We start from the raw sequence: 14701 nt of genomic DNA on the forward strand, positions 1-14701 counted from the left end.
GCGCACGCGTACCCCTATCCGGGAGACTTGGACCGTGTTGATTCGTCGCGAGACCCCTGCGGACGCCGCGGCGATCGCCGCGATCCATCGTGCCGCCTTCGCCCCGCACTATGTCGGCGATCCGGCCGTCACCGAGCCACCGGAGCCCGCGCTGGTCGATGCCCTACGCGCCGACGAATCCTGGATGCCGACGTTGTCGCTGGTCGCGCTGGCCTACGACACCGTGGTCGGGCACATCTGCCTCACCAGAGCGGGCATCGGCCCGTTCCCGGTGCTGGCCCTCGGCCCGCTCGGCGTCGACCCGGATCATCAGAAGACCGGCGTCGGTTCGGCCCTGGTGCACGCGGCGCTCGGCGCCGCCGACGCCCTCGACGAATCGGTGGTCGGCCTCGTCGGCGACCCCGACTACTACTCGCGCTTCGGTTTCGTGCCGGGCGCGCGCCGCGGCATCGTCCCCGATCAGGCCGACTGGGCCGAATACTTCCAGGTCAGGCCGCTCGCTGCCTACGATCCGGCGGTCACCGGGGAATTCCGCTACCCGGCGCCGTTCTACGACCTGTAGGCCTACTCGAACACCACGGTGCGCCGACCGTGCACCAGCACCCGGCCCTCGAGATGCCAGCGCAGGCCCCGGGCGAGCACCACCCGCTCGATATCGCGACCCTGGCGGACCATGTCGGGCACGTCGTCGGCGTGATCCACGCGGATCACGTCCTGCTCGATGATCGGGCCCGCGTCCAGCTCGGCGGTCACGTAGTGACAGGTCGCCCCGATCAGCTTCACGCCACGGTCGTAGGCCTGGTGGTAGGGACGGGCGCCGACGAACGACGGCAGGAAGCTGTGGTGGATATTGATCGCCCGGCCCGCCCAGTGCTCGCACAGCGAGGCGGGCAACACCTGCATGAACCGGGCCAGGACCACCGCGTGCGGGTCGTGCACGTCGACCAGTTCGCGCACCTGCTCGAACGCCGGTCCGCGCTCGGCCGGGTCCTTCGGGAACGGCACGTGGTGGAACTTCACCCCGTGCGCCTCGGTCATCGCGGCCAGGTCGGGGTGGTTGCCGATGACGGCCTCGATGGTGGCGGGCAGCTCACCGGCCCCCGCGCGACCGAGCAGGTCGTGCAGGCAGTGCCCGTCCTTGCTCACCAGCAGCACCACCCGGCGGCGGGCACCGGTGTCGTGCAGCTGCCAGTCGGTCTCGGGACCGAACTCCGCGGCCACCCGCGCGAACCGGGTACGCAGTTCGTCGATGCCGAACGGCACCGTCGAGGCCTTCACCGCCTGCCGGGTGAAGAACCAGCCGATGTCACCGTCGGAGTGATAGCCGGCCTCCACGATCGACCCGCCGAAATCGGCGATGAACGAGGAGATCGCGGCGATGATGCCGGGCCGGTCGGGGCAGCCGAGCGTCAACACGAACCGACGGTCGTCCGAGGTCACAGGGGCAGAACTCATCCCCTCATCCTCGCAGGCCCTCAGGCAGAGGCGCGTGCGGGCTCGCGGACGGCGGCGAGTACTTCGCGCAGCTCCCGGTTGAACAGGTCGTAGCGCTCGACATTGCCCAGGTGGCCGGTGGGCAGCACCGCGAACTTCGCCAGCGTGCCCGCCTTGCTCAGCAGCTCGGCGAGCCGTTCAGCATGGATGGCCGGGGTCATGTCGTCGCGGTCGCCGGCGAGCACGGTGGTCGGCACGGTGAAGTTGCTCGCGGCGTCGCCCAGGTGCAGCGCGGCCAGCAGCAGGCCGTAGCGCGAGCGGGTCATCATCGGGCATCCACGCACCACCGACAGGGCGTAGCTCAGTTTCTCCGGCGTGGTGTCCAGGGTCATCACCTGGCGGGCGAAGATCCAGCGCACGGGCGCGATCGGCGGGAACACCACCGGGGTGCCGAGGATGAGCTTGCCGAGCCAGTCGGGCGAGGGCAGGGCCCGGCCGCGCAGCAACCGCAGCGGCTTGTTCAGGCCGGGAACCATGGTCGACACCTCGACCAGCGAGTGCGCGCCGGTGTTGGTGAGCAGCACGGCGGCGGCCTGTTCGGCGACTCGTTCGGGGTAGCGGCCCGCCCAGGCGATGAGCGTCATCCCGCCCATGCTGTGGCCGACGAGCACCGCGCGCTGGCCGGGCAGCAGGGCCGCGTCGAGTACGTCGCACAGGTCGTCGGCGAGCAGGTCGGTGCTCGGCCGCGCGTAGCCGTTGGTGCTCTCACCGTGGCCGCGCTGGTCGTAGGCGATCACGCGGTACTCGCCGGCGAAGGCGTTGATCTGGGCGTTCCAGTACTCGATGGAACAGGTCCAGCCGTGGGCGAACACGATGACGGGTGCGTCGACCGGGCCGTAGGCGTGCACGCGCAGGCGGGCGCCGTCGGCGGTGACCACGGGGATCACCTCGTGCGGGACGCTCGGCGGATCGAAGGCAGCCACGCCGTGGGTCCGGGTCCGCAGATCGGCCCGGTGGGCGGCAAGTCCGGCCTTGATCCTGGTGGTCACGGTATCGACCAGGTCGTTCACGGCCGCGGGCAGCGTTGCGCGCATCGACACACTCCTTTGTGTTACTCATAGAAACAGTAACACCGGGAGCGCTCGACCGCGAGGGTCCGACGACGATTTACCAGCGCGGCCCGCGCTGCACCTCGTCGACTTTCGGCCGCACATCGGCCAGATACACACCGGTCGCGATGATCGCGATGAACGAGGTGAGCATGCCGAACCCGCTGATCCCCAGCAGCAGGAACACCAGCGCACCCGCCAGGATCGCCAGCCAGATCGGCTTGGTCATCTTGTCGACGGCCGTAAACGCGTCCGGCCGCTGACGCACGGCATGGATCAGCGCGAACACCGTCGCACCGAAGGCTGCCAGCCACAAGACCAGCAAAATCATCCCCGTCACTCCATGCACCACATTCACTCCCCCATCATACGAACAGCGGCCCCGCACACCAGGGGTGCGCGGGGCCGCTGTCGGCGGTGAGGGTTACACCTTCTTGGGTGCGGCCTTCTTCGCGGGGGCCTTCTTGGCCGGCGCCTTCTTGGCGGCCGGAGCCTTGGCCGGGGCGGCCTCGTCGGTCACGGCGACGACCTCGGCCTCGACCACAGCGGCGGCCTCGGCGGCAGCGGCCTGCGCCTCTTCCTTGCCACGGCCCAGCAGGTCGGTGACCTTGGCGAGGGCTTCCTCGGCGCGGGCGGAGGCATCCTTGTACAGGGACTCGACGCGACCGATCTGCTCGTCGACGGCCTCGTTGGCACGCAGCCGCTCGACGGTCTCCTCACCGCGCACGGCGAGGTCGGCGTAGATGTCGAGAGCCTGGCGGTAGTACTGCTCGGCCAGCTTGCGCAGCTCCTCGGGGGTGAACTTCTCGCGCAGCTCGGCGAGGTCCTCCGGCAGCTCCGAGGGCAGGCCGGCGAGGCGCTCACGGATGGTGTCGAACTGGGCCTGCACGTCGGCGGGCACGTTGGCGATGCGCTCGCGGGCCTCTTCGACACGGGCCTTGGCATCGGTGGTGGCGACGCGCTCGCGGACGTCGGCGACGACCTCGTTCACGGCGGTGTAGATGGCATCACCGGCGCCGACGGTGGCGAACAGCGGCTTGGTCACGGTAGCGGTCTTCTCGGTCATCAGTCTTCGCTCTCCTGGTGTGGCGGAGTGTCAATTGTCGTGAACGAAACGTCGCTGTCCCGTTCGTTCCCCCCTGAGCCGGTTTCTTCCCCGTTTTCCCGGCGAAACGACTCATAGATTTCCAGCAACACCTGTTTCTGCCGTTCGGTCACCGAAGTGTCGGCCAGCAGGGCGTCCCGGACCGGGCTGTGCGGGCGCTGTTCCAAATATCCGGCCCGCACATACAACACCTCCGAAGAAACCCGCAGTGCCTTGGCGATCTGCGCGAGTACTTCGGCGGAAGGGTTACGTAATCCGCGTTCGATCTGGCTCAAGTACGGATTACTCACCCCAGCCAGGGCGGCGAGTTGACGCAGGGACACCTGCGCTGCTTCGCGCTGGGACCTGATGAACCCTCCGATATCTTGAGCAGCATGCACCACTCGGTTCTCGGGCTGGTCTGCCATCACTCACCTTCTGGCGTTGTACGGTCAATACTAGGTCAGGGTGCTAGCTCTTGCAAGCACTACAGTTAGCAGCCGCCGGGCGAACGCCCGGAATCAGTGGAACAGCAGCTGCGAGATCGTGTAGATCGCCAGGCCGGCCAGCGATCCGACGACCGTGCCGTTGATCCTGATGAATTGCAGGTCCCGGCCAACCTGCAATTCGATCTTCCGGCTCGCCTCGTCGGCGTCCCAGCGGGCGACCGTATCGGTCACCAGCGTCGAGATCTCGGCGGCGTAGTTACCGACCAGATAGCGCGCCCCCCGGTCGATCCACCCATCGACCTTGCCACGCATCGCCGGATCGTCACGCAACTGTTCACCCAGCTGTTGCACATTCTCCGCCACTTTGCGTCGCAGCGTGGAATCGGGGTCGTTCGCCGACTCGAGAATCAGTCGCTTGGCCGCACGCCAGGTGGCCTCCGCCATTCCGGTGATCTGTTCGCGGCCCATGATCTCGGCCTTCACCTTTTCCGCCTTGGCGATCATGGCCTCGTCGTGTTGCAGGTCGTCGGCGAAATCCTGCAGGAATCGGGTGGCGGCCAGACGCAGTTCGTGTTCGGGGTCCGAACGCACCTTCCAGGTGAATTCCACCAATTCCCGGTAGATCCGCTCCGACAACAATGTGTTGACGAATTTCGGCGCCCATTGCGGCGCGTCGCGCAACACGATCCGGTCGATCGTCTCCTGCGAACCGAGTGCCCACTGATGCGCCCGCTCGGCGAGCAGATCGATCAGCGGCAGCTGCCGGTTGTCGGCGATCAGCTCCGAGAGCACCCGCCCCAGCGGCGGACCCCACTGCGGTTCGGCGATGCGTTTGACGATGGTGTTGTCGATGATCTGCTCGACGTCCTCGTCGCGCAGCACGCCGACCACGGCCGTCAGGATGGTCGAACTCTCCTGCGCTACCCGCGCCGCGTTGGCCGGTGTGGCCATCCACCGCCCGACCCGCAGCGAGATCTGGGCCGCGTCGAGCCTGGCCGACACCACATCGGGAGCGAGGAAATTGGTGCCGACGAACGCGCCGAGACTCTCGCCGAGCTGGTCCTTCTTCTTGCGGATGATCGCCGTGTGCGGGATGGGCAGGCCGAGCGGGTGCTTGAACAACGCCGTCACCGCGAACCAGTCGGCCAGCGCGCCGACCATGCCGGCCTCCGACGCCGCGCGCACATAACCGACCCACGCGCCGCCACCGCCGCGCGACTCGAGCCAGCGGCACAGCAGATAGATCACCGTCGCCACCAGCAGGAAGCCGGTGGCGAGGGCCTTCATCTTGAACAGGTCGCGTCGTTTGCCCGCCTCGTCGGTCAGATCCGCGAACCCGGCGGGCTGCGCCGGTGCGGTGCGCGGCGTGAGCACCGCCGTGTTGCCGGGAGCTTTCTCCATGGCCCCCATTCTGCTGTGCGAAATGCCGCCGCGCCGACGCCGGCCTGTGGTAAATCCCCCAACGTCGCCTAAACGAGCGCCACCCCACATCGGCAGGCATAAGCTGTATCGCGAGAGACGCCACATCGATCGCAAGGGGGCTGTCCTGTCCACCGAAGACCTTGTCGAGATCGGCGAGCAGACCGGTCGGGGTTCCGCCGTGCGCGGCGCGGGTCCCGTCGACGGCCGCAAGAGGCGGTGGCGCCAGCACAAGATCGACCGGCGCGAGGAGCTCGTCGACGGCACCCTCAACGCCATCCGCGTACGCGGCGCGCAGGCGGGCATGGACGAGATCGCCGCCGAGATCGGCGTGTCCAAGACCGTGCTGTACCGGTACTTCGCCGACAAGAACGACCTGGTGCACGCCACCATGCAGCGCTTCATCGAGACCACGCTGCTGCCGCGCGTGTACGGCGCCATCAGCCTCGATGCCGACGAGTACCAGCTGGTGCGCGCCGCCATGACCGAATACGTGGGCACCGTCGACGACGACCCCGAGGTCTACCGGTTCATCATGCACAACGGCAGCGGCGACAATGCCTCGCTCGCCGAGTTCGAGCGCCTGTTCGCCGAGGTGGTCACCGCCGTACTCATCGACCGGGCCGGGGCCAAGGGCATCCGCACCGACGGTGCGATGCTGTGGTCCTACGTGCTGGTCGGCGGCATCCAGTTGGCCACCCACTGGTGGACCACCACCGACAAGGCGATGCCGCGCCAGGACGTCATCGACTACCTCACGATGATGGCCTGGAGCGCGATCGAGGGCATCGCTCGCGCGGGTGGCTCGCCCGCTGTCTTCACCGAACAGACACACGTTCTACCGCCACTCCCGGAGTCCTGACCAGCGCTGATACCAGACATCGCCGTCCCGGGCTCGACATCGCCGCGCGGTTGGTTACGCTGAACCGAGCGGGGCGCTGTGGCATGTGTCACCGCGAGGTTGCCGTGCGCCCTCAGGCGTTCGGGCAGCGTGCACGTCGGCACCAACGGAGGTACCTCGATGGCGAAGAACGTGCCGACATCCCGGCTTGCCCGTGGCACGAAGCTGGGGGCGGTGGCGGCGAGTTCGGTCATCCGTTCCAAGAAGACCCGGTTGTCGATGCGCGGCAGGTCCGAGGCCGTGCGCGCGAAGATGGCCGAGGAGTCGATGATCCGCACCACCGAGCAGGTGGTCATGGTGCTCGGCACCATGAAGGGGGTGGCCATGAAGCTGGGCCAGATGATGTCGGTGCTGGATCTGGACCTGGTCCCCGAAGACCACCGCGATCGCTTCCAGCAGCGTCTGGCCGTCTTGCGCAACGCGGCACCGACGGTGTCGTTCGAGAACATGCGCGCGGTGATCGAGCAGGACTACGGCCGCCCGCTGGCGGACGTGTTCGCCGAATTCGACCCCGAGCCGATCGCGGCCGCCTCGATCGGCCAGGTGTATCGCGCCACCCTCGCCGACGGCAGGCGAGTGGCGGTGAAGGTGCAGTACCCCGGCGTCGACGTTGCGGTCCGCGCCGATCTGAAGAACCTCACCATGTTCCGGCGCGTGCTCGCCTCGGCCATGCCGTGGATCACGCCGGCTGTGCTCGACGAGCTGAAGCTCAATATGGGGGCCGAACTCGACTACCGGGCCGAGGCGGCGACGCAGAGCGAGATCGCGCACCTCTACCGCGACCACCCGTTCATCTTCGTTCCGTCGGCCGTGCCCGAGTTGTCGACCACCCGGGTGCTGGTGAGCGAGTTCGTCGAGGGTGCCGGTTTCGACGAGATGCGCACGCTGCCCGACGCCGAGCGCAACCGGATCGGCGAGATCGTCTACCGCTTCTACGTGGGTTCGCTGTTCACCTTCAACGAGTTCTGCGGCGACCCGCATCCGGGCAATGTGCTGCTCGCGCCCGACGGCCGGGTGGCCTTCCTCGATTTCGGCTTGTTCAACCGGATGGACCCGAAACTGGTGCACTTCGAGAAACTGTGCCTGCGCGCGGCCGCCGAGGAACGTTCGGAAGACCTGCGCCAGTTGATGATCGATCGCGGCGTGATCGACTCGCCCGACGAGATCGGCGCGGAGGAGTGTCTCGAATACGTGCTCGCCGCCTCCGAGTGGTGTCTTGTCGACGAGGTCCTCACCATCACCCCGGAGCTGGCCAGCGGCGCGTTCCTGCTCGCCGTCGACCCGAGGGCCAGCGAGTTCACCGGGATGAAGCAGCAGAATCTGCCCCCCGAGCACCTGTTCTCCCGCCGCGCCGACTTCCTCACCTTCGGCATGCTCGGCCAGCTCGACGCGACCAACAACTGGCATTCGATCGCCCGCGAATGGCTCTACGACGAGCCGCCGGTCACCGAACTCGGCATCGCCCATCATGATTGGCTGCGCACCCACCCACCGAAACCGGTGAAGAAGACGCGCCCCCGCAAGGCAACCACCCGATGAAAGGCTCCTCCGTGCCGCAAGACCGCGAGTTCGACCTGATCCTGTTCGGCGCCACGGGCTTCGTCGGCAAACTCACCGCCGAGTACCTGCTCACCGCCGCCCCCGCCACCGCGAAGATCGCGCTGGCGGGCCGTTCGCGCGACAAGCTCGCCGCCGTGCGCGAGGAGCTCGGCCCCGCCGCCGCGTCGTGGGATCTGGTGGTCGCCGATTCGACCGACGCGACCTCGCTCGCGGCGATGGCCGAGCGCACCAAGGTCGTGGTCACCACGGTCGGGCCGTACCTGCGCTACGGTCTGCCGCTGCTCGGCGCGTGCGCCGCCGCGGGCACCCATTACGCCGACCTCACCGGCGAACCGCTGTTCATCCACGATGCGATCGAGCAGTTCGAGCAGACCGCCGTCGACTCGGGCGCCAAGATCGTGAATTCCTGTGGCTACGACTCGATTCCGTCGGACCTGAGCGTGTACGAGATCTACCGCGCCTCCGTCGCCGACAACACCGGCGAGCTGGAGGACACCACGCTGGTCGCCTACCTCAAGGGTGGGATGAGTGGCGGAACCATCGACTCCGGGCGCGCCATGATGGAGGACATCGCCGCCGATTCCGGGCGCGCGAAGATCCTGGCGCATCCGTACTCGCTGAGCCCCGATCGCAGCATGGATCCCGATGTCGGCAGGCAGACCGACCAGGCCCTGGCCCGCGCCGACAGCATCGATCCGAGCCTGCACGGCTGGGTCACCACGTTCATCATGGCCTCGCACAACACCAAGGTGGTCCGCCGCAGCAACGGCCTGCTCGGCTGGCCCTACGGCAAGCAGTTCCGCTACCGCGAGGTGATGAACGCGGGCACCTCGGCCACCGCACCGCTGGTGGCGGCGGGTATCGCGGGCGGCATCGTGGCCGGGATGACCTCGGGCGCGGTGCTGTCGCGGGTGTCGCTCGGCCGTAAACTGCTCGACCGTATCCTGCCCAAGCCCGGCACCGGCCCGGACGAAAAGGCCCGCCGCAGTGGCTGGTTCACCATGAAGACCTTCGCCCGCACCAGTTCCGGCGCCAAGTACCAGGCGACGTTCTCCGGCGCCGGCGACCCCGGCTATCAGGCCACCGCCGTGCTGCTCGGCCAGAGCGGTCTGTGCCTGGCGTTCGACGAATTGCCCGAGCGCGCGGGCATTCTCACCCCCGCGTCCGCCATGGGCGAGGCGCTCACCGAGCGGCTGCGCGCGGCGGGCATGACCATCGAGGTCGCACGGCAGTGAACCTGGCCCGCAAAGCCATGAACGCGCCCGCGCTCGCCGCGATCTACGAGCACGCCTGGCGTCCCACCCTGTTCTACCTGGCCAGCGGCCGCACCACGGGCGACGACCGTCGCGACGCGGTGCGCTCGCTGCGCCTGGGCGGCCCCGAGAAGGTGCTCGATCTGGCCTGCGGCCCCGGCAATTTCACGCGCTACCTGAGCGAACACCTCAGCGGCGACGGTTTCGTGACCGGTCTGGACTACTCCGCGCCGATGCTGGCGCGCGCCGCCGCCGACAACGCGGGCCCGCGCGTCGGCTACGTGCGCGGCGACGCCCGCACCCTGCCCTTCGCCGACGAAACCTTCGACGCCGTCTGCTGTTTCGGTGCCCTGTACCTGATCCCCGACCCGATCGCCGCCGCCCGCGAGATGATCCGCGTTCTCGCGCCGGGCGGTCGCATCGCCATCACCACCAGTTACCGCGACGACAACCTCTTCGGCAAGGCGAGCACCCTGGCCGCGGGCGTGAGCGGTCTTCGCCTGTTCGACCGCGACACCTTCCCCACCCTGTTCGCCACCTCCGGGCTCACCGAAATCACCCAGCGCGTGCACCGTTTCATGCAATACGTCGAGGCGACCCGCCCCGCCTGAGCCGACACCCGGTAGCCCGGCGGTAGCCTGCCGGGCATGGACACGCTGAATTCGGTGATCGTCGACATCAACAACGTGTTCTGGGACTGGTTGCTGATCCCGCTGGTGATCGTGACCGGGGTGTATTTCACCGCGCGCAGCGGCATCGTGCAGTTGCGGTTCGTGCCGGAGATGTTCCGGGTGGTCGCCGAGAAGGGCACCCCCGCCGCGGACGGCAAGCGGTCGGTGTCGGCGTTCGGCGCCTTCAGTATCTCGGCGGCCGCGCGGGTCGGCACCGGCAATATCGCGGGCGTCGCGACCGCCATCAGTGTCGGCGGGCCGGGCGCGGTGTTCTGGATGTGGGCGATGGCCACCCTGGGTGCCTCGTCGGCATTCGTGGAATCCACACTCGCCCAGCTCTACAAGCGACCCGAACACGAACCCGGCACATTCCGTGGCGGCCCGGCCTACTACATGCAGCACGGTCTCGGCCGGCGCTGGCAGGGCCTGATCTTCGCGGTGGTCATCACGGTGACCTTCGGTTTCGTCTTCAACGCGGTGCAGGCCAACACCATCGTCGCCACCAGTCGCGCCTCGCTCGCGGCGATCGACGGCGACTGGTTCGCGCCGCTGGTCGGGCTGGCACTGGTCGGGCTGCTCGGCCTGGTGATCTTCGGTGGGGTGCGCCGCATCAGCCGCATCACCGAGGTGCTCGTCCCGGTGATGGCCATGGTGTATCTGCTGCTCGGCATCGCCGTGGTCGCGCTGAATCTCGACGACCTGCCACGGGTGTTCGCCGATATCGTCGGCGGGGCGTTCGGCTTGCGGGAGGTGGTGGGCGGCGGTATCGGTATGGCCATCACCCAGGGCATCCGGCGCGGCATGTTCTCCAACGAGGCGGGTCTCGGCTCCTCCCCGAACGCCGCCGCGGCAGCGGATGTCTCGCATCCGGTGAAGCAGGGTCTCGTGCAGTCGCTCGGCGTCTACTTCGACACACTGCTCGTCTGCTCCATCACCGCGTTCATCATCCTGACCAGTGACCCGGACCTGTCCGAGCGGCACAGCGCCGACCTCACCCAGACCGCGCTGCACACCACCCTCGGCAGCTGGGCCGGGCACGTGCTCACCGCGGTGGTGTTCATGCTCGCGTTCAGCTCGATGATCGGAAACTTCTACTACGGCCGCGCCAATATCGAGTTCATCACCGATCATCCGCGCCTGCTCACCGTGTTCCGGGTGCTGGTGCTGGTCGCGGTGTTCGGTGGCGCGCTCGGCTCGGTGGCGCTGATCTGGAACCTGGCCGACGTGTTCATGGGCGTGATGGCCCTGGTCAACCTCACCGCGATCCTGCCGCTCGGCGCGGTGGCGTTCCGGCTGCTCGCCGACTACCGCGCCCAGCGTCGCGCGGGCAAGGACCCGGTGTACGTGCACCGGGCCGAGATCGCCGACCCCGCCGGGGTGGCGTGCTGGCAGACGCGCCGCGACTAGTGGTAGGCATGGCTGATGGCGAAACTGTGGACCGAGCCCGTCACCACCGCCCTGCGCGCCGACGGGCTGCGCGTCGCCGATATCGACACCTCGGCCACGCCCGGTTTCCTCGGCGGCAAGCAGCTGGGCAAGTCGATGTTGCCCGAACGCGGCGAGGTGCTGTCGGTGTTGCAGGAGAAGCTGTTCGCGCACGGACGCACCGGTGGTAACCGCCGGGTGCTGCTGATCCTGCAGGGCATGGACACCGCCGGTAAGGGCGGCATCGTGCGGCACGTGATCGGTTCGGTCGACCCGCAGGGCGTCGACCACGCCTCCTTCGGGGTGCCGACCGAGGAGGAGCGGGCGCACGATTTCCTGTGGCGCATCCGCAAGCGCCTGCCCGCTGCCGGTCAGCTCGGCGTCTTCGATCGCTCCCACTACGAGGACGTGCTGGTGGTCCGGGTGCACGGCCTGGTACCGCAGTCGGAATGGGAGCAGCGCTACGACCTGATCAACGCGTTCGAGAAAGAGGTCGCCGACTCGGGGACGACCATCGTGAAGGTCGCCATGTTCGTCTCCCTCGACGAGCAGAAGCGCAGGCTGCGCGCCCGCTTGGAACGGCCGGACAAGTACTGGAAGTTCAACCCGGCCGACATCACCGAACGCGCCTTCTGGCCCGAATACCAGAAGGCCTACCAGGCCGTTCTCGATCGCACGAATACCGATTACGCTCCGTGGTACGTGCTGCCCGCCGATCAGAAATGGTATTCGCGGCTGGCTGTCACCGAACTACTGATCGACGCGCTCACCGGCCTCGAGCTCGACTGGCCGAAGGCCGATTTCGACGTGGCCGAGCAGTTGCGTCTGCTCGATCAGTCCTGATCTTGTCTTTGAACAAAATCTCAGGTTCGGCCCGCATGATGTCGTGGAGCAGACGAGCGAAAGGCGTGTGACAACGGTGAGCACGGGCAGCAAGAATCCGCTTGCGGCGGCGGAGGCCGCCGACAAGAAGCGCAAGCTGGCGATCCAGGTCGGTGTCGCCGCGGTGTTGGTGGCGCTGGTCGCGGCGATCGGTATCGGTATCGCGATGAACCGATCCGATTCCGACACCAGTACCGGCAGCGGTACCACGGGGGCCGAGGGACTGCCAACGCTGCCCGCGACCGTCGGCACGGTCACCCCGTCGGGCAGCGTGCTGATCGGCAACCCCGACGCCAAGGTGAAGGTGCGCGTCGTCGCCGACCTGCAGTGCCCGGCCTGCAAGCAGTTCGAGACCGCCAACGGCCTCGCCTTGGCCAAGGCCGCGGCCGAGGGCACCGCGTCGGTCGAATACCAGATCATCTCCTTCCTCGACAAGGCCTCGACGAACCAGTACTCCTCGCGCGCGGGCAACGCCGCCTACTGTGTGGCCCGCTCGGACGCGAACAAGTTCCCGAACTGGCTGCAGCTGATGTTCCACCGTCAGCCCGCCGAGGGCGGCGCGGGCCTGAGCAACGAGCAGCTCGTGGCCATCGCGAACGAGACCGGATACACCGATCCGGCCGTGGCCACCTGCATCAACGACAAGGCCATGGCCGACCCGCTCGCCAAGACGACCCAGACCCTGCTGACCAGCGGGCTCAAGGGCACACCGTCGGTCTTCGTCGACGGCGAGCTGATCGAGAGCAACGCCGTCTACACCGAAGACGGCCTGGCGTCCGTGATCGCCGACGCGGCCAAGTGATCACCGCGTCGGCTCGCTCGGCCTGGCTGCTGCTGATCGCGGGGCTGGCCGGGTGGCTGGCGTCGTGCACGCTCACCGTCGAACGGTTCAAGCTGTTCACCGATCCCACCTACATGGCCTCGTGCAATTTCGACTCGGTGCTGTCGTGCGGGTCGATCATGCAGACCCAGCAGGCCGCCGTATTCGGCTTCCCGAACCCGATCATCGGCATCGTCGGGTTCTCGGTGGTGGTGACCCTCGGCGTGCTCTCGGTGATCGGGGTGGGTTTCCCGCGCTGGATCTGGGGTTCGCTCTGGGTCGGCACGGTCCTCGGCGTCGCCGCGATCTGCTGGCTGATCTTCCAGAGCCTGTACCGCATCAACGCGCTGTGCCCGTACTGCATGGTGGTGTGGGTGGCGGTGCCGGTGCTGTTCGCGGTGGCCACCCAGGAGACCTGGGGCGGCTCGCGCGGGCCGATGGGAATCCTGGCCGAGTGGCGCTGGACGCTCGTCGTCGTGTTCTACGCCGTGGTGCTGCTGCTGATGTTCCTGAAGTTCCAGGACTACTGGCTGAGCAAGGTCTAGTTGGGCGTGCCCTCGGCGAGCACCACGTCGACGACGCGGACGCTGCCGTCGGGCGCGGTGACGTCGAGGCGCACCACATCGCCGGGTTTGCGCCTGCCGATGGCCGCGCTCAGCGCCCGCGCGGTGGTGATCGACTCGCCGTCGACGGCGGTGACCACGTCACCGTCGGTGATCCCGGCGGCGCGGGCCGGTTGCCCGAAGAAGGCCCAGTCGACCCGCGCGCCCGCCGGTTTCGCGTCGACGATCTGCACGCCGAGGGTGGCGGTCGGCCCGATGTGCACGGTATCGGTCGGCGTGCCCGAGCGGATCTGGGCGACGATCCGCATGGCCGTGTCGATGGGCACCGCGTAACCGTGCGCGGGTTTGGGCTGGCGGTCCTGCGTGCCGCGATCACCGGAGGCCGCGGTGATGACGCCGACCACCGCGCCCGTGCCGTCGGCCAGCGCCCCACCGGACTGCCCACCCACCACCGGTGCCGCGATCTCCACCATCCCGCGCAACGATTTACGGCTCAGGTCCGCGGAGTTCATCGCGACGATACTGGCGTCCAGGTCGGTGATCGGCCCGGCCACCGAGGTCTGCTCACCACCGTCGCCGCCCGCGTCACCGATGGCGAGCAGGTCCTGACGTAGTCGCAGCCCGGCCGAGGAACCGATCCGCGCGGTCGGCAAGCCGGAGGCGCCTGCCAGTGCCAGGAGGGCGACGTCGGCGCTCGAGTCGTAACCGAGCACGGTGGCCGGGTAGCGCAGCCCGGTCCCCACGTCGGTGACCGACACGTCGTCGGCGCCCTTGATGACGTGGTGGCTGGTGAGGATCTGCCCGTCGCCGGTGAGCACGATGCCCGACCCGGCGGCCGCGGTTCCGAACCGGCTCGCGTCGACCGAGATATTGACCAGCGCGGGCTGCACCTGCGCGGCGACCAGGCCCGGATCCAGCGGCACGGGCGCGGGCGTCGCCGCGACGAATTCCTGCGGGGCGGCCCGCTCGAACCCCAGCTCACCGCGATATCCGAGGACACCGCCGAGGGCGAGCAGCGCGACGACCAGCGCCATGAGCACCCGTGATCCACGTTGCACGCGCACGTCCTCTCTCGCGGGCCGACCCTTTCCATTGTCACCCGGCTCGGGTCCGGCTCGATCGACATCCGCC

At 68.2% G+C, this 14701-nt stretch carries 16 protein-coding genes; 9 read left to right on the top strand and 7 right to left on the bottom strand.

The genetic code is table 11. The annotated features are described in order from the left end of the window. Positions 1-34: 34 nt before the first annotated feature. On the top strand, positions 35-562 hold the full coding sequence (locus tag ACSVDM_RS10030; RefSeq protein WP_067484816.1) for a GNAT family N-acetyltransferase: 528 nt from the start codon (positions 35-37) through the stop codon (positions 560-562). Positions 563-564: 2 nt separating this feature from the next. Here ACSVDM_RS10030 and purU read toward each other — a convergent pair whose 3' ends face one another. The 6 genes from purU to ACSVDM_RS10060 all read right to left on the bottom strand — a co-directional run bounded on the left by purU (position 565) and on the right by ACSVDM_RS10060 (position 5477). Beyond that, entirely contained in the window at positions 565-1455 is an 891-nt protein-coding gene (gene purU / locus ACSVDM_RS10035; protein ID WP_357150220.1) for a formyltetrahydrofolate deformylase, read from the bottom strand. A gap of 20 nt (positions 1456-1475) precedes the next feature. After that, on the bottom strand, positions 1476-2528 hold the full coding sequence (locus ACSVDM_RS10040) for an alpha/beta fold hydrolase (RefSeq protein ID WP_439264167.1): 1053 nt from the start codon (positions 2526-2528) through the stop codon (positions 1476-1478). Between the two features lie 73 nt (positions 2529-2601). Then, entirely contained in the window at positions 2602-2874 is a 273-nt protein-coding gene (locus ACSVDM_RS10045) for a DUF2516 family protein (protein ID WP_067485839.1), read from the bottom strand. Between the two features lie 93 nt (positions 2875-2967). Next, entirely contained in the window at positions 2968-3609 is a 642-nt protein-coding gene (locus ACSVDM_RS10050; protein WP_067641943.1) for a heparin-binding hemagglutinin, read from the bottom strand. Next, on the bottom strand, positions 3609-4055 hold the full coding sequence (locus ACSVDM_RS10055; protein WP_067641944.1) for a helix-turn-helix domain-containing protein: 447 nt from the start codon (positions 4053-4055) through the stop codon (positions 3609-3611). Before ACSVDM_RS10055 ends, ACSVDM_RS10050 begins: the two co-directional genes overlap by 1 nt. 93 nt (positions 4056-4148) lie before the next feature. Further along, positions 4149-5477, bottom strand: coding sequence for a DUF445 domain-containing protein (locus ACSVDM_RS10060; RefSeq protein WP_174550353.1), 1329 nt, complete (start codon positions 5475-5477; stop codon positions 4149-4151). A gap of 199 nt (positions 5478-5676) precedes the next feature. On the opposite strand from ACSVDM_RS10060, the gene ACSVDM_RS10065 reads away from it, so the two are divergent. The 8 genes from ACSVDM_RS10065 to ACSVDM_RS10100 all read left to right on the top strand — a co-directional run bounded on the left by ACSVDM_RS10065 (position 5677) and on the right by ACSVDM_RS10100 (position 13552). Further along, positions 5677-6357, top strand: a complete 681-nt coding sequence (locus ACSVDM_RS10065) for a TetR/AcrR family transcriptional regulator (protein ID WP_084475774.1) — start codon at positions 5677-5679, stop codon at positions 6355-6357. Positions 6358-6516: 159 nt separating this feature from the next. Continuing rightward, the gene (locus tag ACSVDM_RS10070) at positions 6517-7935 is read left to right on the top strand and encodes an ABC1 kinase family protein (protein WP_439264171.1); all 1419 of its coding nucleotides are present in this window, start codon (positions 6517-6519) and stop codon (positions 7933-7935) included. After that, entirely contained in the window at positions 7932-9191 is a 1260-nt protein-coding gene (locus tag ACSVDM_RS10075) for a saccharopine dehydrogenase family protein (protein ID WP_439264172.1), read from the top strand. The genes ACSVDM_RS10070 and ACSVDM_RS10075 overlap by 4 nt, the downstream gene beginning before the upstream one ends. Then, complete coding sequence (locus tag ACSVDM_RS10080; protein WP_067484801.1) at positions 9188-9820, top strand: class I SAM-dependent methyltransferase; 633 nt, start codon at positions 9188-9190, stop codon at positions 9818-9820. Before ACSVDM_RS10075 ends, ACSVDM_RS10080 begins: the two co-directional genes overlap by 4 nt. A 36-nt stretch (positions 9821-9856) precedes the next feature. Beyond that, a complete protein-coding gene (locus ACSVDM_RS10085; RefSeq protein WP_439264174.1) occupies positions 9857-11287 on the top strand; it encodes an alanine/glycine:cation symporter family protein in 1431 nt (476 codons plus the stop codon). 15 nt (positions 11288-11302) lie between these two features. Then, positions 11303-12148 carry a polyphosphate kinase 2 family protein gene (locus ACSVDM_RS10090; protein WP_439264176.1) on the top strand — a complete coding sequence of 282 codons (846 nt, stop codon included), beginning with the start codon at positions 11303-11305 and terminating at the stop codon, positions 12146-12148. 76 nt (positions 12149-12224) lie between these two features. Next, positions 12225-12989 (top strand): DsbA family protein, encoded by a 765-nt coding sequence (locus ACSVDM_RS10095; protein WP_439264178.1) that lies wholly within the window; start codon positions 12225-12227, stop codon positions 12987-12989. After that, entirely contained in the window at positions 12986-13552 is a 567-nt protein-coding gene (locus tag ACSVDM_RS10100; protein WP_067484793.1) for a vitamin K epoxide reductase family protein, read from the top strand. The genes ACSVDM_RS10095 and ACSVDM_RS10100 overlap by 4 nt, the downstream gene beginning before the upstream one ends. On the opposite strand, the gene ACSVDM_RS10105 is transcribed toward ACSVDM_RS10100, so the two are convergent. Beyond that, positions 13549-14628 carry a S1C family serine protease gene (locus ACSVDM_RS10105; protein WP_439264180.1) on the bottom strand — a complete coding sequence of 360 codons (1080 nt, stop codon included), beginning with the start codon at positions 14626-14628 and terminating at the stop codon, positions 13549-13551. The two genes, ACSVDM_RS10100 and ACSVDM_RS10105, sit on opposite strands and share 4 nt — an antisense overlap. Between the last annotated feature and the right edge of the window lie 73 nt (positions 14629-14701).

It is taken from the genome of Nocardia sp. JW2 (assembly GCF_051843015.1).
Lineage (GTDB): Bacteria > Actinomycetota > Actinomycetes > Mycobacteriales > Mycobacteriaceae > Nocardia > Nocardia coubleae.